Annotated in this window: 19 protein-coding genes and 1 pseudogene; 12 read left to right on the top strand and 8 right to left on the bottom strand. The window is 38.3% G+C overall.

Annotated elements, in window-relative coordinates; genetic code table 11:
- The first annotated feature begins 2 nt into the window (after nucleotides 1-2).
- From hemE to glmS, 5 genes are all read left to right on the top strand, one after another.
- Entirely contained in the window at nucleotides 3-1067 is a 1065-nt protein-coding gene (hemE, locus tag QQS40_RS04670; protein WP_329506450.1) for a uroporphyrinogen decarboxylase, read from the top strand.
- A gap of 11 nt (nucleotides 1068-1078) precedes the next feature.
- A complete protein-coding gene (locus QQS40_RS04665; protein ID WP_289901619.1) occupies nucleotides 1079-1669 on the top strand; it encodes a YjaG family protein in 591 nt (196 codons plus the stop codon).
- A gap of 138 nt (nucleotides 1670-1807) precedes the next feature.
- Entirely contained in the window at nucleotides 1808-2080 is a 273-nt protein-coding gene (gene hbs / locus QQS40_RS04660) for a non-specific DNA-binding protein Hbs (RefSeq protein WP_049356119.1), read from the top strand.
- Nucleotides 2081-2206: 126 nt separating this feature from the next.
- Nucleotides 2207-2989 (top strand): DeoR/GlpR family DNA-binding transcription regulator, encoded by a 783-nt coding sequence (locus tag QQS40_RS04655; protein WP_297569094.1) that lies wholly within the window; start codon nucleotides 2207-2209, stop codon nucleotides 2987-2989.
- A 50-nt stretch (nucleotides 2990-3039) separates the two neighbouring features.
- Nucleotides 3040-4872, top strand: coding sequence for a glutamine--fructose-6-phosphate transaminase (isomerizing) (glmS, locus tag QQS40_RS04650; RefSeq protein ID WP_289901620.1), 1833 nt, complete (start codon nucleotides 3040-3042; stop codon nucleotides 4870-4872).
- Between the two features lie 64 nt (nucleotides 4873-4936).
- Here the strand turns inward: glmS and lpxH are convergent, their stop codons facing one another.
- Entirely contained in the window at nucleotides 4937-5641 is a 705-nt protein-coding gene (gene lpxH / locus QQS40_RS04645; RefSeq protein WP_329506444.1) for a UDP-2,3-diacylglucosamine diphosphatase, read from the bottom strand.
- A gap of 87 nt (nucleotides 5642-5728) precedes the next feature.
- Between lpxH and QQS40_RS04640 the strand changes: the two genes are divergently transcribed.
- Entirely contained in the window at nucleotides 5729-6451 is a 723-nt protein-coding gene (locus QQS40_RS04640) for a 1-acylglycerol-3-phosphate O-acyltransferase (RefSeq protein ID WP_329506442.1), read from the top strand.
- 1 nt (nucleotide 6452) lies between these two features.
- The gene (locus tag QQS40_RS04635) at nucleotides 6453-7862 is read left to right on the top strand and encodes a multicopper oxidase domain-containing protein (protein ID WP_329506440.1); all 1410 of its coding nucleotides are present in this window, start codon (nucleotides 6453-6455) and stop codon (nucleotides 7860-7862) included.
- 133 nt (nucleotides 7863-7995) lie between these two features.
- Here the strand turns inward: QQS40_RS04635 and QQS40_RS04630 are convergent, their stop codons facing one another.
- Nucleotides 7996-8709, bottom strand: a complete 714-nt coding sequence (locus tag QQS40_RS04630) for a 7-cyano-7-deazaguanine/7-aminomethyl-7-deazaguanine transporter (RefSeq protein ID WP_329506438.1) — start codon at nucleotides 8707-8709, stop codon at nucleotides 7996-7998.
- 253 nt (nucleotides 8710-8962) lie between these two features.
- On the opposite strand from QQS40_RS04630, the pseudogene QQS40_RS04625 reads away from it, so the two are divergent.
- Nucleotides 8963-11212: pseudogene (locus tag QQS40_RS04625) on the top strand (TonB-dependent receptor).
- Between the two features lie 145 nt (nucleotides 11213-11357).
- Entirely contained in the window at nucleotides 11358-13316 is a 1959-nt protein-coding gene (locus tag QQS40_RS04620; protein ID WP_329506436.1) for a TonB-dependent receptor domain-containing protein, read from the top strand.
- 99 nt (nucleotides 13317-13415) lie between these two features.
- Here the strand turns inward: QQS40_RS04620 and QQS40_RS04615 are convergent, their stop codons facing one another.
- From QQS40_RS04615 to QQS40_RS04590, 6 genes are all read right to left on the bottom strand, one after another.
- On the bottom strand, nucleotides 13416-14750 hold the full coding sequence (locus QQS40_RS04615; RefSeq protein WP_049356137.1) for an NAD(P)/FAD-dependent oxidoreductase: 1335 nt from the start codon (nucleotides 14748-14750) through the stop codon (nucleotides 13416-13418).
- Nucleotides 14751-14849: 99 nt separating this feature from the next.
- Nucleotides 14850-15473 carry a glucose-6-phosphate 1-dehydrogenase family protein gene (locus QQS40_RS04610; RefSeq protein ID WP_329506433.1) on the bottom strand — a complete coding sequence of 208 codons (624 nt, stop codon included), beginning with the start codon at nucleotides 15471-15473 and terminating at the stop codon, nucleotides 14850-14852.
- Between the two features lie 9 nt (nucleotides 15474-15482).
- Nucleotides 15483-16310, bottom strand: coding sequence for a bis(5'-nucleosyl)-tetraphosphatase (symmetrical) ApaH (gene apaH / locus QQS40_RS04605; protein ID WP_329506429.1), 828 nt, complete (start codon nucleotides 16308-16310; stop codon nucleotides 15483-15485).
- A gap of 15 nt (nucleotides 16311-16325) precedes the next feature.
- Nucleotides 16326-17189: a 16S rRNA (adenine(1518)-N(6)/adenine(1519)-N(6))-dimethyltransferase RsmA gene (gene rsmA / locus QQS40_RS04600; protein WP_054419133.1), complete on the bottom strand. Its 864-nt coding sequence runs from the start codon at nucleotides 17187-17189 to the stop codon at nucleotides 16326-16328.
- 42 nt (nucleotides 17190-17231) lie between these two features.
- Nucleotides 17232-18263 carry a glycosyltransferase family 9 protein gene (locus QQS40_RS04595; RefSeq protein WP_126470363.1) on the bottom strand — a complete coding sequence of 344 codons (1032 nt, stop codon included), beginning with the start codon at nucleotides 18261-18263 and terminating at the stop codon, nucleotides 17232-17234.
- Entirely contained in the window at nucleotides 18256-18933 is a 678-nt protein-coding gene (locus QQS40_RS04590; RefSeq protein ID WP_126470361.1) for a glycosyltransferase family 25 protein, read from the bottom strand. The genes QQS40_RS04595 and QQS40_RS04590 overlap by 8 nt, the downstream gene beginning before the upstream one ends.
- Nucleotides 18934-19278: 345 nt before the next feature.
- On the opposite strand from QQS40_RS04590, the gene infA reads away from it, so the two are divergent.
- The 3 genes from infA (at nucleotide 19279) to priB (ending at nucleotide 20378) form a co-directional block, all read left to right on the top strand.
- Entirely contained in the window at nucleotides 19279-19497 is a 219-nt protein-coding gene (gene infA, locus QQS40_RS04585) for a translation initiation factor IF-1 (RefSeq protein WP_049356144.1), read from the top strand.
- Nucleotides 19498-19687: 190 nt separating this feature from the next.
- The gene (gene rpsF / locus QQS40_RS04580) at nucleotides 19688-20065 is read left to right on the top strand and encodes a 30S ribosomal protein S6 (RefSeq protein ID WP_005627620.1); all 378 of its coding nucleotides are present in this window, start codon (nucleotides 19688-19690) and stop codon (nucleotides 20063-20065) included.
- Nucleotides 20052-20378: a primosomal replication protein N gene (gene priB / locus QQS40_RS04575; protein WP_005627623.1), complete on the top strand. Its 327-nt coding sequence runs from the start codon at nucleotides 20052-20054 to the stop codon at nucleotides 20376-20378. The genes rpsF and priB overlap by 14 nt, the downstream gene beginning before the upstream one ends.
- Nucleotides 20379-20383 lie beyond the last annotated feature (5 nt).

Raw genomic sequence — 20383 nt, 5'->3', positions numbered from 1 at the left:
CCATGTCTGAATTAAAAAATGATCGTTATTTAAAAGCCTTATTACGCGAACCAGTGGATATGACCCCCGTATGGATGATGCGCCAAGCGGGACGCTATTTGCCAGAGTATAAAGCAACACGTGCAGAAGCGGGCGATTTTATGTCTCTTTGCCGCAATGCGGATTTAGCTTGTGAAGTTACTTTACAGCCACTTCGTCGCTATGCTTTAGATGCGGCTATTTTATTTTCAGATATTCTGACTATTCCTGATGCGATGGGCTTAGGATTAAGTTTTGGTGCAGGTGAAGGTCCGAAATTTGCCCATCCAATTGAAAACAAAAGCGCGGTCAAAAATTTACCCATTCCTGACCCTGAAGGCGAACTTCAATATGTGATGAATGCTGTGCGCACAATTCGTCGCGAACTAAAAGGCGAAGTGCCACTGATTGGTTTCTCTGGTAGCCCATGGACCCTAGCAACTTATATGGTTGAAGGTGGTAGCAGCAAAACCTTCAATAAAATCAAAAAAATGATGTATGCCGAACCGCAAACCTTACACCTTTTATTAGATAAAGTAGCGGATTCCGTGATTTTATACCTAAACGCACAAATCAAAGCAGGTTCACAAGCGGTCATGGTGTTTGATACTTGGGGCGGTGTATTAGGTCATCGTGAATATTTAGACTTCTCTCTGCAATATATGCATAAAATCGTTGATGGTTTAATTCGTGAACACGATGGTCGTAAAGTACCGGTAACCTTATTTACTAAAGGCGGCGGGTTATGGTTAGAAGCCATGGCTAATACAGGCTGCGATGCGCTAGGATTAGACTGGACAGTTAATTTGGCTGATGCAAAAGCGCGTGTAGGTCATAAAGTGGCGCTACAAGGCAATATGGATCCAAGTGTGTTATATGCACCTGCAGAGCGTATCGAGCAAGAAGTGCGGTCAATTTTATCCGATTTTGGTCAAGGCAGCGGACATGTATTTAACTTAGGTCATGGAATCCACCAAGACGTGCCGGAAAGTGCACCAAAAATCTTCGTGGATGCCATTCACGAATTTTCTAAAGCCTATCATAAATAAGCGAGAAAAAAATGCGAAACCCAATTCACAAGCGTCTCGAAAATGTTGAAAGCTGGCAACATCTGACCTTTATGGCCTGCTTATGCGAACGTATGGCGCCGAATTTTACCTTGTTTTGTCAAATGACCGAACAGGAACAAGCAGAAAAGACCTATCACAACATTTTAAATTTAGTGTGGGAATTTCTAACCGTTAAAGGGGCGAAAATCAATTTCGAAAACCAATTGGAGAAGCTCGAAGAGATTATTCCTGATGTGAATAATTATGACTTCTTTGGTGTGGTACCCGCTCTCGATGCTTGTGAAGCGTTAGGTGAATTATTGCATGCCATTATCGCAGGTGAAACACTCGAAAAAGCGATTCAAATCAGCCAAATTTCGTTAGGTACGGTTTGTTCTTTGTTAGAAACACAAGAAAATCGAGATCTTTCTGAGAGCGAACTAAAAAGCCGTGAAGAAATTGAAGAGGAACTTGACCTTCAATGGCAAATCTATCGTTTACTCAAAGACTGTGAAAAACGTGATGTTGACTTGATTTTATCCCTCCGGAACGAGATCAAACAGGAGGGAATCTCCAATATTGGTATAAAAATTGAGCAATAACGTGAGATTTGTCACAATTTTTACAAATCATGCTTTTATTTCCTAAAAAGTTCGATTATCCTTTACCGAGCGTTAGCTAATAACGGCTAGACTTAGCTAAATAAAATCAAATTTTAATTTAACAGAAGGTACAAATTTATGAACAAAACAGATTTAATTGATGCGATTGCAAGTGCAGCTGAATTAAACAAAAAACAAGCTAAAGCTGCATTAGAAGCAACTTTAGACGCTATCACCAACAGCCTTAAAGAAGGTGAATCGGTACAATTAATTGGTTTCGGTACATTCAAAGTTAACCAACGTGCAGCACGTACTGGCCGTAATCCACAAACAGGTGCAGAAATCCAAATCGCCGCATCGAAAGTACCTGCTTTCGTATCTGGTAAAGCATTAAAAGACGCAATTAAATAATTTGTTTTAAAACGAATTAAAATTAAACCCTGCTTTGTCAGGGTTTTTTATTGTCTAAATTTTAGCTTTACAATCATAATTTTGTCGATATAATTCCGAACCGAAACTTATTACGGAACATAAATAATGAAACGAAATATTCAACACCGAAATACCCAACAACGCAGACATGCCATTATGCAACTGCTACAAGAACAAGGTGAAGTCAGTGTAGAACAGCTAGTACAGTTATTTGACACCTCTGAAGTGACAATTCGAAAAGATCTCACTGCATTGGAAAGTAATGGTTTTCTTCTTCGTAAATACGGTGGTGCTATTTTAATGCCACAAGAAATCATCGAAGAAGAACAAGATAATGAACTTTCGCAACGAAAGTTAGTCTTAGCAAAGGCAGCTGCAGAACGTATTCGTGATCACAATCGCATTATTGTGGATAGTGGCAGTACAACCGCCGCATTGATTAAACAACTTAATCGCAAGCAAGGATTAGTTGTGATGACAAATTCGCTTTCGGTGGCAACCGAATTACGCTCACTCGAAAATGAACCGACGCTCTTAATGACGGGAGGTACTTGGGATATGCGTTCTGAATCCTTCCAAGGCAAGATTGCCGAACAAGTGCTACGTTCTTATGATTTTGACCAATTATTCATTGGAGCCGATGGCATTGATTTAGAACGAGGGACAACAACATTCAATGAGTTAGTTCGCTTAAGCCAAGTGATGGCTGAAGTATCTCGTGAAGTGATTGTGATGGTGGAATCACAAAAAATTGGCAGAAAAATGCCAAATGTGGAATTAACCTGGCAGCAAATTGATGTACTGATTACCGATAACAAATTATCTCAGGCCGACAAAGACGCCATAATGGCACAAGGCGTAGAAGTAATTTGTGTAGATGTGGCATAAAGTGCGGTCAGAAAAACAAGACTTTTAATTTGAGTAAATAAGGAAAAACTATGTGTGGTATTGTTGGTGCGGTAGCACAACGTGATGTAGCAGAAATTTTAATTAATGGTTTACACCGCTTAGAGTATCGTGGTTATGACTCTGCGGGTGTTGCTGTCGTGGATCCAAACCATGAATTACACCGCGTGCGCTGCTTAGGTAAAGTAAAAGCTCTTGATGAAGCAGTTGCAGTAAAACCATTAATCGGTGGTACAGGGATTGCGCACACACGTTGGGCAACTCATGGTGAACCATCTGAAGCCAATGCTCACCCACATACTTCGGGTAACTTTGCTGTCGTACATAATGGCATCATCGAAAATCATGAAGAATTACGTGAATTGCTTAAATCTCGTGGTTATGTGTTCAATTCTCAAACCGATACAGAAGTGATCGCTCACCTAGTTGAATGGGAAATGCGTTCAGCCTCTACTCTGCTTGAAGCCATACAAAAAACCGTAAAACAACTTACCGGTGCATACGGTATGGTGGTATTAGATCGCGAACATCCAGAACATTTAGTGGCTGCGCGTTCAGGCAGTCCATTAGTAATTGGTTTAGGGATTGGTGAAAATTTCCTGGCATCTGACCAACTCGCGTTATTAAGCGTAACTCGTCGTTTCATTTATTTAGAAGAAGGCGACATTGCCGAAATTACACGTCGTACCGTGGATATTTACGATGCGAATGGTCAAAAAGTAGAACGTGAAGTACACGAATCCAACCTTGAAAATGATGCCGCAGAAAAAGGCAAATTCCGCCATTTCATGCAAAAAGAAATCTATGAGCAACCAAATGCATTAATCAATACCATGGAAGGTCGTATCCTTCACAATAACGTGATTGTGGATGCTATCGGTAATGGCGCATCAGAAATTTTAGAAAAAGTTGAACACATTCAAATTGTGGCTTGTGGTACCTCTTATAATGCAGGGATGACCGCTCGTTACTGGTTTGAAGCACTTGCTGGCGTGAGCTGTGATGTCGAAATCGCGTCTGAATTCCGCTATCGCAAATTTGTCACTCGCCCAAATAGCTTGTTAGTGACCATCTCTCAATCAGGTGAAACAGCGGATACTCTTGCCGCACTTCGCTTGGCAAAAGAAAAAGGTTACATGGCTGCCTTAACGATCTGTAACGTATCAAGTTCATCTTTAGTACGTGAATCTGATCTTGCATTCATGACTCGTGCAGGCGTAGAAGTCGGTGTGGCATCAACCAAAGCATTTACCACTCAATTAGCCGCATTATTAATGTTAGTGACTGCAATTGGTAAAGTAAAAGGCAATATCTCAAACGAAAAAGAAGTGGAAATTGTAAAAGCGTTACAATCACTGCCTGCTGAAATTGAAAAAGCGCTTGCCTTTGATAAAGATATCGAAGTATTAGCTGAAGACTTTGCCGAGAAAAATCATGCGCTTTTCCTAGGTCGTGGTGAGTTCTACCCTATCGCGGTGGAAGCTTCATTGAAGTTAAAAGAAATTTCTTATATCCATGCTGAAGCTTATGCAGCGGGTGAATTAAAACACGGTCCATTAGCGTTAATCGATGCGGATATGCCGGTTATCGTGGTGGCACCAAACAATGAATTGCTTGAAAAAGTGAAATCAAACATTGAAGAGGTACGTGCGCGTGGTGGTCAGCTTTATGTGTTCGCAGATAAAGAAGCAGGCTTCACACCAAGTGAAGGCATGAAAATAATCACTATGCCAAAAGTGAATGAAATTATTGCACCAATTTTCTACACCGTTCCAATGCAATTATTGTCATACCATGTGGCATTAATTAAAGGAACCGACGTGGATCAACCTCGTAACTTAGCGAAATCGGTAACCGTAGAATAAAGTGCGGTTGAAAATCAGCACGTTTTAATACAAAAAAGCACAGATTTAATCCTGTGCTTTTTGTTTAAATAAACCGATAACCGTTTTCTGTTACTTCCAAAATGGAGGCATAATCCTTTCGCCAATCGCCTAACACTATTCGCGTGTACGCTTTTTCCTGATGAATGGCCTCTCGATGCGTATGACCGTGAATTAACCGCTCAACACCAAATGCTTTCACTGTTTGTACCGTAAACACTAAATTCACATCCATGATATCCAGCGACTTATACTGCTTATCTTCTTTGCTCTTCGCACGAATTTTCTCTGCAATTTTTAACCGCACTTTTAATGGCAAACATAAAAACAATCTTTGTCGCCATTTTTGATGCACTTTTCGGCGAAATTGCTGATACTTCACATCATCAATACATAAGGTATCACCATGACAAATTAAGGTTTTCACACCATAAAGATCAACGCAATGATAGTCTGGCAATAACGTTAAACCACAATCTTGTGCAAATTTTTTCCCGACGAGAAAATCTCGATTGCCATGAATAAAATAACAAGCAATGCCCTTTTCTGTCAGTTTTTTAAGCTGCTGTTTGACTTGTGAAATTAAAGGTGAGGTCTCATCATCACCAATCCAAAAATCAAAAAGATCCCCCAAAATATAAACCGCTTGGGCTTCTTGTGCTTTGTTTTGCATAAAATCGTTAAAAAGTGCGGTTAATTCTGGATGCGTTTCGCTCAAATGAAGATCTGCAATAAAATAAATGGGTTTCATAACTATTCCGTCATTTTTTTCATTAGATTAGCACACATTTTTGTGTAATTTGCTATACTTTCCAAAAATTTTAATTAGGTATTTTCTATGTTAAAAATCGCCAGAATTCTCATCGTTGCACTTTGTTGTATTTTAATTTGTGTGCTCGGTACGATCTATTCCTTTATTCGTTTCAAAAATCCAAGCAATGTGGGTATTATGGCTCGCTGGTTTGGCCGCTTATACCCTTTATTTGGCTTAGAAGTAGAACACCGTTTTCCACAAAATAAAGAGAATATGCCGCGTTGTATTTATATCGGTAACCACCAAAATAATTTTGATATGGTGACCATCTCTTACATGGTATTACCTCGCACGGTGAGTGTAGGTAAAAAAAGCCTGATTTGGATTCCTTTCTTCGGCATTTTGTATTGGGTGACGGGCAATATTTTCTTAGATCGTGAAAATCGCTCTAAAGCACACAGCACGATGACAGAACTTGCTCGTCGTATCAATAAAGACAACCTGTCAATTTGGATGTTCCCTGAAGGCACTCGTAGCCGTGGTCGCGGCTTATTGCCATTCAAAACAGGGGCATTCCATGCAGCAATTGCAGCTGGCGTACCAATTGTCCCCGTTGTGTGTTCAACTACACATAATAAAATAGATTTAAATCGTTGGGATAACGGTAAAGTAATTTGTGAAATGATGGATCCGATTGACGTGTCATCCTACACAAAAGACAATGTCCGCGAACTTGCTACTTACTGCCACGATTTGATGGAAAAACGCATCGCAGAACTCGATGCTGAAATTGCACAAGGAAAATAATATGTTGCGTCTTTCTCGTCGCCAATTATTAAAAACTACTGCAATTTCAACCGCACTTGCTACCACACCTCAATCAGTATTAGCGGCATCTCGTGAAAAATTAACCATTCCGCCATTGATGGAAGCGAAACGTGGCCGCCCAATTATTCTTAATATGGAAGAAACCGGCTACAAATTAGATGGCTCCCATAATGTCAGTGTATGGGGCTTTAACGGCAATTATCTTGGGCCCACTATTCGCATCAAATCGGGTTCTTTTGCAAAACTCAATTATCACAACAATTTGCCACAAAGTATTGCTCTCTCTATTCAGGGATTACAAGCTAGTGGCGAATTATTTGGTGGCGCGGCAAAAGTCCTCAAAAAAGGGGAATCTTGGGCACCAATTATCCCTATAGACCAACCTGCCGCGACTTGCTGGTATCGTTCTGCGACCTTGGCTAACTCGGCTTATCAAACCTATCGCGGCATTGTGGGAATGTGGTTGATTGAAGATGAGCAAAGCCTAAAATCACAACTTCCTCATAAATATGGCGTGGACGATATTCCATTAATCTTACAAGACATGGAATTTAACGGCAACGGATTACAATTATTTAAGCAAAATCAACCGCACTTTGTCGGTAATCGTCTTCTCGTTAATGGACAGGAAGCGCCTTATCTTGACGTCCCTCGTGGCTGGGTGCGTTTGCGTTTGCTCAATGCGTCATTAGCAAGAGCCTATGATCTGCGTTTAGATAATGAGCAAGATATGTTGCTCGTTTCGCGAGACCTAGGCTTTTTACCACAAGGTAAAGCAATTAATTCTCTCATTCTTGCACCAGGTGAACGTGCTGAAGTATTAGTCAATTTAAGCGAAGGAGAAGGTGTATCGCTCATCTCTGGGGCTAAACGTGGTTTCTTCGACAAAGTCAAAAATGTGTTCAGCTCAAGCAATGATTTTGCAGATAACACCGTTTTAGAACTTCGCCCACAAGGTGACATTTCAGCATTCAGTAAAAAGATGAATGAGCAATTTAATACTGATGCCATGGCTATGCTCGAAAGTAAAATCGCCCAAGAACGCACCTTTGAATTGGATGTCACGAATGGCTTAATCAACAAACAACGCTTCGATCCGCGTCGTGTTGATATTTCGGCTAAAGTTGGTACTGTCGAACGTTGGATCATCAACAGCTCTCTGCCTGTCGGCTTTACCATTCAAGGCGCTAAATTTGTTATTAAAAGCCAAGATGACGTCAACGTCGATGTGTCGGAGCTTGCCTGGAAAGACACAGTTTGGGTGAAAAAGAAAGTACAAATTTTAGTAAAATTTGAACAACCATCATCAAATAGCCATCCTTTCTTATTCGGTGCATCAAATTTGATGCTAGCAGATATGGGTTGCCTTGGTATCATACTTGTTCAATGAGATAATCAATGGCATTATTATAATCATTCAAATAGTTTCCATAATACTTGGTAATCTGTGAGTCAACATTCCGAAGAAATATCTGTGCATGAACAGAAATAAAAAGACGTGTTTAACACGCCTTTTATCCTCGTTATATTTTCAATTCATATTGAGAATTTGTCAGTGATTGAAGCTTACGCAAAATCATACCAAGCACCACGCCATAAGCGGGTACAAATAAGATAATGCCAACAAATAATTTAAATAAATAATCGACAAATCCAAGGCTAAACCAATGCTCTGCCATGAAAGGATCGCTGCTTTGATAAAACGCTACAGCAAAGAACATAAAAGTATCAGCAAGAGAGCCAAATGTCATTGAACTACTCGGGGCAATCCACCACGTTTTTAATTGGCGTAAGCGATTGAAAACTAACACATCTAATAATTGTCCGAATACATAAGCACAGAAGCTAGCAAGGGCAATACGGAAAACAAACATATTGAATTCACTTAATGCACCTAAGCCTTGATATTGTCCATTAGAAAAAACAACCGAAACAATGTAACTCACGATAAGCGCAGGGAGCATCACGATAAAGATGATCCAACGTGCTTCTTTCGCCCCAAATACACGCACCGTTAAATCAGTGGCTAAGAAAATGAATGGAAAAGTGAGTGTGCCCCATGTGCTGTGGAATGAGAAATCATCAGCAAAACCAAGTGCGGTCAATTTTAAATTGATTTCAAAGGGAATTTGAACGAAATAATTACTGGCTGTGATGATGAAGATATGAAACAAGCTTAATAAAATTAAAGCAAAACGTTTTTGTTGATCATTGAAGATCAGAGTATTAATTTTCATTTTAAGACCTTTTTAGTTAGTTAATCGGGGGTAGGGAACCCGACACGAGAAATAAACTCGCCAAATTGGCGAGCCGTGAATGATACTAGAATCTGTTTGGATTGCAAGAAAGAGCGGTCAAAAATTTTGGTATTTTTACCTATTCTAGTTAATGCACTTATTATAATGATAAGAATTATTATTTACATGAAAATAATGTTGTACTAAAATCCTCGGACATTATTTATTCCACATATGCCAGGAGAGCATTTTAATGTATAAATCCAATCATTTAAAAACAACATCATTCTTCGCATTAAGTGCGTTAACCATCGCGCTTTTTTCAAACTATTCTTATGCAGAAGAGAAACTTGAGGAAATTAAAGTTACTGCGGAAGATCAGGTAAAACAATCACTTGGTTCTTCTCTTGTGACAGCAAAAGATTTAGAGAAACGCCCAGCGACAAATGATGTTTCTGAAGTATTACGTACTATGCCAGGTGTGAATTTAACAGGTAACTCATCTACAGGACAACGCGGAAATAAACGTCAAATTGATATTCGTGGTATGGGACCAGAAAATACATTGATTTTAGTGGATGGTAAACCAGTCACCTCTCGTAATGCAGAACGTTATGGTGTGCGTGGTGAACGTAACTCTCGTGGCGACAGTAACTGGGTACCAGTTGAAGCGATTGAAAAAATTGAAGTATTACGTGGTCCTTCGGCTGCACGCTATGGCTCAGGTGCAATGGGTGGAGTGGTGAATATTATCACTAAACCTGTTACCAATGATTTACACGGGAGCTTAAGTTATTACACCAACTAACCCGAAGATAGCGACGAAGGCGCAACGAACCGTGTCGGTTTTAATCTAAGCGGAGCGTTAATTAAAGACGTATTGCAATTCCGTTTATATGGTAACTGGAACAAAACGCAAGCGGATGAAGTCGGTATTAATGGCGATCCTGCTATTGCCGGTCGTGAAGGTGTACGTAATAAAGATATTAATGGCCGTTTAGTGTGGAATATCAATGAGAAAAATAAATTAACCTTGGATTCTGGTTTTAACCGTCAAGGTAATATTTATAACGGTGATACACAAAATAGCTCAGCAGGGCTTTACAATAATAAAAACTATCCTGAAACCAAAACCTTGGCAGGAAGTAAAGCTGAAACTGCTCGTTTATATCGTCAAAACTATGCTTTAACCTATGAAGGTAAATTCGATCATTTTGACAATAAAACCTATATTACTTTTGATAAAACGAAAAACAGCCGTTTACCAGAATACTTAGCGGGTGGTCCAGAGGGCAGTTATTCGAGTACATCAGCTTTTAGCGATTCCATTCTTAAAAATACACGTTTTAGTTCAGAATTCTATATTCCATTTACCTTGGGTGTAGATCATATGCTGACAGTTGGTTTTGAAGGTGCGCATAGCAGTTTAGATGATGACGCTTCGATGACACAGTTACTCGGCGGACGACGTGTTGGCAATAAAGTAGTTTATGATTTGAAAGAACGTTTACCAAGTGGTATCTCAAATGTACGAGGTGGTCATAGCAGTCAAACTGAATGGGCAGTATTTGTTGAAGATAATATTTCAGCAACCCAATCTACCATCCTAACGCCATCTTTACGTTATGATTACAACACCTATTCAGGTTCTAATGTAAGTGGTGGATTAAACTTCTTACAAAGCCTCAACGATGATTGGAGAATCAAAGGTGGGATAGCAAGAGCTTATAAAGCACCGAACCTTTATCAAACTAATCCGAATTACTTGTTGTTTACCTTAGGCCAAGGTTGTCCAACGAATGTACCAAATAATAAAACTTGTTATTTCCAAGGTAATAGCGACATTAAACCAGAAACCAGCTGGAATAAAGAAATTGGAGTTGAATATAATAAAGACGGGCTTCTTGCTTCTGTGGCTTACTTCCGTAATGACTATCGTAACAAAATCGTATCTGATGGTGAATTTATTGGTTTAACTAACTTAGGTAACTATTTGTATAAATGGGGTAATGCAAACCGCGCGGTGATTGAAGGTTTTGAAGGTAATCTGACATTACCATTAATCCAAGATAAATTAAACTGGGTGAATAACTTCACTTATATGCATAAAACCAAAAATAAAGATACAGGTAATCCGCTTTCTATCGTGCCAAAATATACCTTGAATTCAAGCTTAAGTTATCAAATTACCGATAGTTTGGATGCGATGTTAACTTATACGCAATACGGTAAACAAAAATCCCGTAAAAATCCGGAAAACCGTATGGAAAATGGTAACAATAAATACGTTAATCAGCTTGCTGGCTCAGAAGATATTGGTAGCTATGCAGTTTGGGGATTAAGTGCAGGTTATAATTGGAAAGACACAATCAGCATTCGTGTTGGCGTAAGTAACTTATTTGATAAACGTATTTATCGTTCATCAAGCAGTACAAATTACAATGCTCATACTTATAACGAACCTGGTCGTGCTTATTACGCAACAGTAAAATATACTTTCTAAGTAATAAAAGATGATTCAAGCCCTGTTTATACAGGGCTTTTTTATATGTAGCCAACTTAGACAACAAAAACGCAAAGAAATCTTGACTCAACATATAAAAATAAATAATAATTGTTATCATTTTAATTTTATTAAAGGTGTACTTATGAAGAAAGCAAATTTTGCCTTATTGCCACTTGCTGTGTTTATTGCAGCGAATACCCAAGCTGAAGAACAACTAGATGTGATTAATGTTGTTTCCGAAAATAGTGGGGCAAAAAGTAAAACCAATGTGATTACGACAAAAACAATGGAGCGTAGCACTGAGACCGAATTAAAAGGTTTATTAAAGGATGAACCAGCAATTAATTTTGGTGGCGGTCGTGGTACCTCACAATGGTTTACAATTCGTGGTATGGGACAAGATCAAGTTGATGTAAAAATTGATGGTGCTTATACCGATGCACAATTATTCCATCACCAAGGTCGTTTCATGTTTGATCCGTCTTTATTAAAACGTGTCGATGTGCAAAAAGGGACGGGTTCAGCAAGTGCTGGAATTGGAGCTACAAGCGGTGCAATTGTTGCAGAAACAGTTAGCGCAAAAGATTTGCTCAAAGAAGGACAAGATATCGGCTTCAAAGTTAATGCAGGTGTAAGTTCAAATAGTGGCTGGTCTAAAGGGGCAACAGTTTATTCTAAAGCTGGTCCGGTAGATGCATTAATTTCTGCTAATTTTGTGACTGAACGTGATTATAAAGACGGTAATGGCTATAAAGTAAAAAATAGTGCATTAGGACAGCGTGGCTTATTAGCTAAACTTGGTTTTGATGTCAATGAAAACCACAGAATCGAAGTCAGTCATCGTCAAGAACGTCATTATGGTGTTCGTGCCCTTCGTGAAGAGTTTGATTTTGCGCAAGACAATAATGAGGCAAATAATGCTCCTCGCTATCGTATAACACAAAATGATACGACAAATTTAGAATGGAATGGTACGAACATGGGCTTTGTAACAAATGCTAAAGCTAATGTATATCATTCTATGATCAATCGTAAAGAACCGAGTGAAAATTCAAAAACACGCTTAATTGCTAATGGGGCAAACTTAAATTTAGAAAGTGCAATCGGTCAATCTCATCTCGTTAAATACGGCCTCAATTATCGTGATCAAGAAGGTAAACCTAATTCGCTCACCGTACAAAACGGTGTTCAAATGAAAACTCAAAAGAAACGTGATGTCGGTGTTTATACAGAAGGTATCTGGGGTTTAGGTGCTTTTACTTTAACAACCGGATTACGTTATGATCACTTTGATTTCCGAGCAATGAATGGCAAAAAATCGCATAAGGGAAGTGTAAATCCGAGTGTTGGTTTAATTTATGAAGTGAATAATGATCTAAGTTTTAATGCAAGCTTAAACTATGCAACACGAAGCCCTCGTTTCCATGAAGTAATGCTATCGTCAGGTTCAACTCGAGGTAAGACAGCGGTTTACTCAATAGCATCAAATATTAAACCAGAAAAATCCCGTAATGCAGAAGTGGGTTTCAATTACAAATTAGCCGATAATTTCTCGTTAAATGGAAGCTATTTCTGGCAAACGGTAAAAGATACTCACGCATTTACACTTATTCGTCCTGGTTTTTACGAAATCCAAAATGCAGGCAAGCTAAGAAACCACGGATATGAAGTCGGTGCAGCTTACAAATATGAAGGTTTAACATTACGTGCAGGTGTAGCTTATAGTAAACCTGAATTAGATGGCAGAACAGTAGATAGTACCGTGACAGCTATTCCGATTGGACGTACTTGGACAACAGGCGTATCTTATCGCTTTACTCAACCTAATATTGAAATTGGCTGGAAAGGTCGCTTTGTACAACATACCAGTTATGACTCAACGACGAATAATCGTGGCGGTGGTGCAACAACCACTAAACGCCCTGGATATGGGGTAAGTGATTTCTATATTACATGGAAACCGGTTGAAAATATTAATGTGAATCTTGCTCTAGATAATGCGTTTAACAAGTATTATCGAAGCCATAGCCAACGTGCAGGGGTATCAACATTACCTGAGCCAGGTCGAGACATTCGTTTAAATGTCAATTATACGTTTTAACTAAAATTAAAAGGCCTGACAACGATATAATATTGTTGTCAGGCCTTAACTCAATATATCAGTTTCTAGAAACTGCTCATATGTAAACTTAGTGTTCTCTTAATGTAATTTCAATCTTGGTTTTAAATAGTGGTTAAGTTTATCCACTAAAATAATCAAGCCGATCTTAATACATCCATGCAAAGCATGTTGGTGCATACGATATAAGGATAAATACGCAAACTGTGCAAATTTACCTTGAACAGTCAGTGGATTTTTCCCAAATTTATTTGAAATGCTACCCAATGCGGTAAAGCTTGAAAGAGAAACCAAGGTCCCTTTATCATTGTATTTGAATGCTTTTAATGGTTTTTGCTCAAAAAGTGCAAAGATATTTTTTGCACAAGCTTTTGCCATTTGGTGTGCCGCTTGCGCTCTTGGCGGGACTAATTTACCGTTTGGTTGCATTAATGCCGCACAGTCACCAATGGCAAAAATACTGTCATCAACCGTGGTTTGGAGAGTATCTTTTACCACTAATTGATTGATGCGATTAAGCTCTAATCCATCGAATTGCTGTGTCACCGTTGAGGTGCGAACACCCGCTGCCCACACAATCAGATCAGCTTTGATTTCTTCGCCATCTTTGGTAATAAGTGTATTTGGTTGGGCTTCTGTGATCATCGTATTTAATTTCACATTTGCACCCATTTCTTGCAATTCATCTAATACCGCAGCAGATAAATTTTCAGGTAATGCTGGAAGTAAGCGCGGGCCCGCTTCAACTAAGGTGACTTGCAAGCAAGAATTATCGATTTTGCCGTAACCATAAGAAGATAAGTCTTCAGTCGCATGATAAAGCTCTGCGGTTAATTCCACGCCAGTTGCACCACCGCCAACAATCGCAATATTGACTTTGCTCTCATCGACTAATTTCTGTTTAAATTCTTCTTCACCAATATCGTCTAATGCACGGTTTTCAGAGAATTTAAGGAATAATTCTAACATTCTTTGTTGAAAGCGAAGTGCTTGATCAGAGCTGTCTAAGAAAATACAGTTATCAGCCACGCCTTTTGTATTGAAATCGTTCGATTTACTACCGATCGCAATTACTAAGTAATCATAAGGAATACGACGTGCAACCACGAGCATGTCACCTTCTTGCCCATAAACAGGAGCAAGTTCAACATATTTTTGCTCACGATTAATACGTGTGATTGAACCTTGCTCAAAGCTAAAATGGTGGTTTTTACCGTGTGCACGATAACTCAGAGAATCGGTGCCATCATCCATCACACCTGTAGCAATTTCATGTAATAAGGGTTTCCACAAGTGGGTCGCATTGCGATCCACAAGCGTCACTTTAGCCTGTTTTTTGCGACCTAATTTATCGCCTAAAAATGTCGCTAACTCTATGCCGCCGGCGCCACCGCCAACGATCACGACGTTTTTCATAAAGTACTCCTAAAAGTAAAATTGTTAAAAATGTTAAACTAATGTAATGATAGCATAACAAATAAAAAGACGAAAAAATTTAATGGAAATGACCGCACTTTATTGATGGCAGCGATCGTAAAGCGGTTGTAACTGTTGAATGGTTTGGGTGATAAATGAAACTGGGTCGATTTGATGAAGTTCAGCTTTTTCAATGCTTTTTCCAATGCACCAAAAATCTTCATCTGAACGTAAGAGGAGATCTTTTTCAGAAATGTCCTTCACTTGGCGAAAATCATCATATTCGCTTTCATCTTCTCGCCAAATATCAAAATCAGCAAATTGTTTGAAATCAAATTGCTCAAGCCACTGATTATATTGTTGCACATTAATTTGTGAGCGATCTGCACGATAGCAATGCCAATCTAAGCACACTCTTAATCGACGACGATTTAATAGCACGGAAAAGATTGCTGCAGAATTTTGATTAAACTCGTATTTAAAATAAGCGAAGAAATGCGCACGTACCTGCCAACCATTGGTCCAACTTTCAATATGCGGTTTCGCAAAAGGTGTGCCAAGCTGCTTTGCCACTTCTTGAATAATCGCTTTCCAGTTATCCCAATGTAATTTGTAATCCGCTTTAATCGCCGGAATATCTTCTGGGCAGAATTTTTTCATTTGGGCAAATTGGTAGAAAGGAATATTAAACAGTTCACAAGATTCAGCTGTAAGAGAGAGCATAGCATTTCCTTAAAAATCACTGTAATTTTTGACCGCACTTTGTGTGAAGCATTGTTTGTCTTCCCAGCGCAGCATAGTCATTCGATTATTCCATACACAACCAGTATCTAGGGCATAAATACCTTGTGGAGTGGGCTCATCGACTAAACTTGCCCAATGCCCAAAGACAATGGGAATTTGTTTATAAAGTGGGTTATCTAAATTAAACCAAGGCGTGAGTTCATCTGGTGCATCTTTTAAAGGGGATTTACAAGTAAAATCAAAGCGATGATCCAAATAGCAAAAACGCATTCGAGTGAAAGCATTAATAATGTAACGATGACGCGCTAAGCCCTGTAAATCTGGCGACCAGCGATCAGGCTGTTCGGAATACATATTTTCAATGAGATAATGAAAATCACCGTTTTGTAAAATCTGTTCCACTTCGGCTGCACAAGATTTCGCAGTTTTCAAATCCCAATCAGGCGAAATACCAGCATGCGCCATCAGAAAGTTTAATTCTTCATTATGCACAAGTAATGGTTGATGACGTAACCAATGAATCAGTTCATCAAAATCGGGCGCATTAAAAATAGCATCAACACGATCACGTGGTTTCACTTTTTTAATACCCAGTGCGGTCGCAATTAAGTGTAAATCGTGATTCCCTAGTACGGTTTGCGCTGCGTTACCAAGTGATTTTACAAAACGAAGACATTCAAGTGACTTATCCCCACGCGCGACAAGATCCCCCACAAGATAAAGTTTATCTTGCGTAGGATTGAAATCTACACGTTCTAATAAAAGCTGTAATTCATCATAACAGCCTTGCAAATCACCGACGAAATAGGTTGCCATTTTTGACCGCTCTTTTTATTCTTCTGAATCTAAGATTTCATCTTTATTAATATCAGCTGGAGGATTATCCGCTAACCAGTTTGCTAAACGCGCATAATCTGCGATAGCCAAATTTTCTGCACGTGCATTTAAATCAATACCAAGTGCAGTCAGATTTTCAGGTGAAAATAGTGTTGAAAGTGCATTGCGTAATGTTTTTCGACGTTGATTAAACGCTTGGGAGCAAACACGGTTCAACCAATATAAATCTTTCACTGGGTGTGGCAATTCTTTATGCGGAATTAAACGCACAACGGCTGAATCCACTTTCGGTGCTGGTTTAAATGCAGAAGGTGGCACTTCAAGTACAGGCATCACTTGGCAGAAGTATTGCGCCATAATGGTTAAACGACCGTAAGCTTTGCTATTTGGCCCTGCGCATAAGCGTTTGACCACTTCTTTTTGCAGCATGAAGTGCATATCCTGAATCACATCATGATACTTAAACAAGTGGAACATCAATGGGGTGGAGATGTTGTAAGGCAAGTTACCAAACACGCGTAATTTCTGGCCTTTTTCTGCTAGGTTTTCTTGTCTATAAAGCTCACCAAAATCAAATTGCATCGCATCCGTTTCAATAACGGTGAGTTTTTGATGTAAAAATGGATGATGACGTAAACGTTCAGCAAGGTCTCGGTCAAGCTCGACCACAGTCAGATGATCGACAAGTTCACCAACAGGCTCTGTTAATGCACCAAGTCCCGGACCAATTTCTACTAAGAATTGATTGGGTTGTGGGTAAATCGCCGCCACGATACCTTGAATCACAGATGTATCATGTAAAAAGTTTTGACCAAAGCGTTTGCGGGCTGTATGGCCTAAATGTTTCTTTGAGTTCATAAAGATAGTCTAATAAATAATAAAGCTTGTGGTTTTATATCTTTAAATATCTAACCACTCTGGTTTTATTTCTCTCGGGGAGAGCTCATTCACATTATCGTTGTAATGCAGAATATGGCACACATTCTTGGAGTTGGGATGCCAATGTATAAAATTATCTTTGTCTCGCGAATAAATACAAATCATCGCTTTATTTAACCCTGAAGCAATATGAACGGTGGATGTATCAACCGAAATAAGTTGTGTGCAATTTCTAATTAATTCAATAGTATGATAGATCATTATATGATGACTTGAATAAACAAACACATCATTAAATTGATTAGCGATACGACTTAAATGTTCATGAGTATCCGGCGTTGCAAGCAAGACTAACTGATGCTTATAAAAGTCTTTAATATATGTTAAATAATCTATAATGTGAGCATCATCAAACTTTCTATTTTTCCCATTTCCATAAAAGTTAATGGCAATAAAATTATTTAACTTATTATCCGTAATAAACTGGAGAATTTCTTCTTTAATTAAGTCATCTTGCGGAATATCATAGCTATCATCACTTAAATTAATGTTTGATTTAGCTAAAGCTTCTTTGTAAATTTCTGAAAAATGGCTATCTTTAGTAATATTTACGTTAAAAATATTATAATCTTCTTTTTGATAGCCAATATAATTATGAGCATTGATTATCCTCAAGAGCAACAAGTCTCGATTTCTAATGATGAGGGTTGGGTCAATGACAACATCATATCTTTCTTTTCTAATTAATAGCCCCTTTTTAATATAGTCTAAAATATTTCTTTTTTTTACAGTATAAATTTCATCAATATTTTTATTTTTTTGAAATAGATAAGCGTTTTTTTTCGTACAGATAACACCAATTTTTATCAATGGATTAAATTTCTTTATCTCTCGAAAAACAAAAGAGCTCACGATATAGTCGCCAATTTTCCCATCTTGTCGCAAAAATAAGAAACTCTTAGGATGTTCTAAACTTTGGGGATTATTTACTCTCGATGATTTATCGAGTATCCATTTCCCTATTTTTAATCTTAGGGCTTTTAACTTATTCATATCGCTCTTCAACTTGATTTATTTCAGAATCAATACTCAAACCTCTGAATACACAAGGTGGTTCGATTCCATAGGCATTCATTTTGTTTTTTTGAATAAGTCCTGTTAAGTAGTCTGAAGGCATTCGTACAGGATAAGCATAGTTAAGCAATTTTGAAGCGCCCAATTGTGTAATTAAATATGCGGCAGTACAGGTAATAAACCGCTTAGAATTTTTCGAAGGAGACTTATAATGTACAAGTCGATAGCCTTCATAAAGTTTTTTCTTACAAAGATATGATTTGGCTTTACCATGATCTAAAAAGATCAAATCATATTTTTTTCCAACTTTATTTAACGCATCCTGAACAATTTCCTCAAAATAATGTGAAACTATAGCATCATCTTCAAGAACAATAGCACTTTCAATATTGTTTTCTATAATATATTCATAAACATTAATATGGCTCATTGCGCAACCAATTTCGCCGAGTGTTAATGGCTTAGGTGATAAATAGTGTTTTGGATAGAAATCATAATCGACAGATTCTAATACAGAAGCGGATAGTTTTTTCCCATCTGTTGCATCAAAAAAACTGAAGTCCAACCCCAAACCGGAAAGGCGTTTAGCAATATTTTCTCTTCTTTTTGAATGTTTTAAACTAATTACAATTATTTTAGGTATAGCCATAAATAGCCCTTAGTTGAAGTCATTTGTTTACATATAATTTTATCAAACCATCGTAAAATTGCTTTAGCTATTTTCAAGATAGCGCTGTTATCCTTTTAGAAAGGAAGGCGGCATAAGACTCAAACGCCTTATCTTTTCTCTATATTTTGTATGCTAAATGAAATTTTCTATCTGATCCAGCGTTGAAACATTATATATAATTGAATTATTAAAAAAAGAATGAGGATTTCAACAAAATACCATTTTAATCTTTCGTCTAACGCCAAAAACGGCTATAATCCGCCCGTTTTTCATTTATAACCCGCAAAAAGTGCGGTCAAAAAAATCATAATTTTAGAGGATAAAATGGCAAAAGAAGATTGCATTGAAATGCAAGGTACAATCTTAGAAACTTTACCTAACACCATGTTTCGTGTTGAATTAGAAAATGGTCATGTATTAACTGCACACATCTCAGGTAAAATGCGTAAAAATTATATTCGTATTTTAACAGGCGATAAAGTAACGGTAGAAATGACACCTTATGACTTGAGCAAAGGTCGTATCATTTTCCGTAGTCGTTAATTTAGAAATAAAAAAGAAAACCGATGTTGTTAATATCGGTTTTTTTGTTTGAAAAGCATGCAAATGATTTGAAGTCTAGAAAAAAAACTGTATAATCGGCATCCTTAGCCACGTTCATTTTTTCGTTCCTTGCCTTTGCAGATTGGTGGCTAGTCTACGTCAAAGGCTGATTAACCCGTAAGGAGCAGTAATGCGTCACTACGAAATCGTGTTTATGGTTCATCCGGACCAAAGCGAGCAAGTACCAGGTATGATCGAACGTTACACAGGTTCTGTTAAAGAAGCTGGTGGTCAAGTTCATCGCCTAGAAGATTGGGGTCGTCGTCAATTAGCGTACCCAATTAACAAATTACACAAAGCACATTACGTGCTTATGAATGTAGAAGCGCCTCAACAAGTCATCGACGAGCTAGAAACGACTTTCCGTTATAACGATGCTGTATTACGCAGTCTTGTTATCCATACTAAGCACGCCGTAACCGAAGCGTCCCCAATGAAAGCGGCTAAAGAAGAACGTAAACCTTTAGCTGAAGTTGAAAACAACGATTTTGAGGATGCTGAAGAGTAATTCAAAACTTGATAATCGCTTCTCGTTAATCGGCACAGTGTGCCAATTACCCAAGCGAAGCAAAAGCCCTAACGGGATTGCACATTGCCAATTTTGGCTGGAACATCGTTCCGAACAAGTCGAAAGTGGTTTATCACGTCAAGCGTGGTTAAAGATGCCAGTTCAAGTCAGTGGCAATCAGTTAATAGAAAAAACTCAAAGCATTACGGTCGGCAGTAAACTTCTTGTGGTGGGGTTTATTACTTCACATAAAACCTCAAATGGTTTAACACAGTTAGTATTGCATGCCGAGCAAATCGAATTTATAGATTAGGAGAC

Source organism: Haemophilus parainfluenzae (assembly GCF_036288925.1).
GTDB lineage: Bacteria > Pseudomonadota > Gammaproteobacteria > Enterobacterales > Pasteurellaceae > Haemophilus_D.
The sequence above is the reverse complement of the archived record's forward strand: the minus strand, read 5'-3'. Positions and strand labels throughout refer to the sequence as shown.

Coding starts and splice junctions, on each gene's coding strand:
- glmS (WP_289901620.1), top strand. CDS start 3,040: ATGTGTGGTATTGTTGGTGCGGTAGCACAACGTGATGTAGCAGAAATT.
- QQS40_RS04610 (WP_329506433.1), bottom strand. CDS start 15,473: ATGCTCTCTCTTACAGCTGAATCTTGTGAACTGTTTAATATTCCTTTC.
- QQS40_RS04615 (WP_049356137.1), bottom strand. CDS start 14,750: ATGAAAAACGTCGTGATCGTTGGCGGTGGCGCCGGCGGCATAGAGTTA.
- hbs (WP_049356119.1), top strand. CDS start 1,808: ATGAACAAAACAGATTTAATTGATGCGATTGCAAGTGCAGCTGAATTA.
- QQS40_RS04595 (WP_126470363.1), bottom strand. CDS start 18,263: ATGAATAAGTTAAAAGCCCTAAGATTAAAAATAGGGAAATGGATACTC.
- QQS40_RS04620 (WP_329506436.1), top strand. CDS start 11,358: ATGAAGAAAGCAAATTTTGCCTTATTGCCACTTGCTGTGTTTATTGCA.
- hemE (WP_329506450.1), top strand. CDS start 3: ATGTCTGAATTAAAAAATGATCGTTATTTAAAAGCCTTATTACGCGAA.
- infA (WP_049356144.1), top strand. CDS start 19,279: ATGGCAAAAGAAGATTGCATTGAAATGCAAGGTACAATCTTAGAAACT.
- QQS40_RS04635 (WP_329506440.1), top strand. CDS start 6,453: ATGTTGCGTCTTTCTCGTCGCCAATTATTAAAAACTACTGCAATTTCA.
- QQS40_RS04590 (WP_126470361.1), bottom strand. CDS start 18,933: ATGGCTATACCTAAAATAATTGTAATTAGTTTAAAACATTCAAAAAGA.
- QQS40_RS04655 (WP_297569094.1), top strand. CDS start 2,207: ATGAAACGAAATATTCAACACCGAAATACCCAACAACGCAGACATGCC.
- rsmA (WP_054419133.1), bottom strand. CDS start 17,189: ATGAACTCAAAGAAACATTTAGGCCATACAGCCCGCAAACGCTTTGGT.
- rpsF (WP_005627620.1), top strand. CDS start 19,688: ATGCGTCACTACGAAATCGTGTTTATGGTTCATCCGGACCAAAGCGAG.
- priB (WP_005627623.1), top strand. CDS start 20,052: ATGCTGAAGAGTAATTCAAAACTTGATAATCGCTTCTCGTTAATCGGC.
- lpxH (WP_329506444.1), bottom strand. CDS start 5,641: ATGAAACCCATTTATTTTATTGCAGATCTTCATTTGAGCGAAACGCAT.
- apaH (WP_329506429.1), bottom strand. CDS start 16,310: ATGGCAACCTATTTCGTCGGTGATTTGCAAGGCTGTTATGATGAATTA.
- QQS40_RS04640 (WP_329506442.1), top strand. CDS start 5,729: ATGTTAAAAATCGCCAGAATTCTCATCGTTGCACTTTGTTGTATTTTA.
- QQS40_RS04665 (WP_289901619.1), top strand. CDS start 1,079: ATGCGAAACCCAATTCACAAGCGTCTCGAAAATGTTGAAAGCTGGCAA.
- QQS40_RS04630 (WP_329506438.1), bottom strand. CDS start 8,709: ATGAAAATTAATACTCTGATCTTCAATGATCAACAAAAACGTTTTGCT.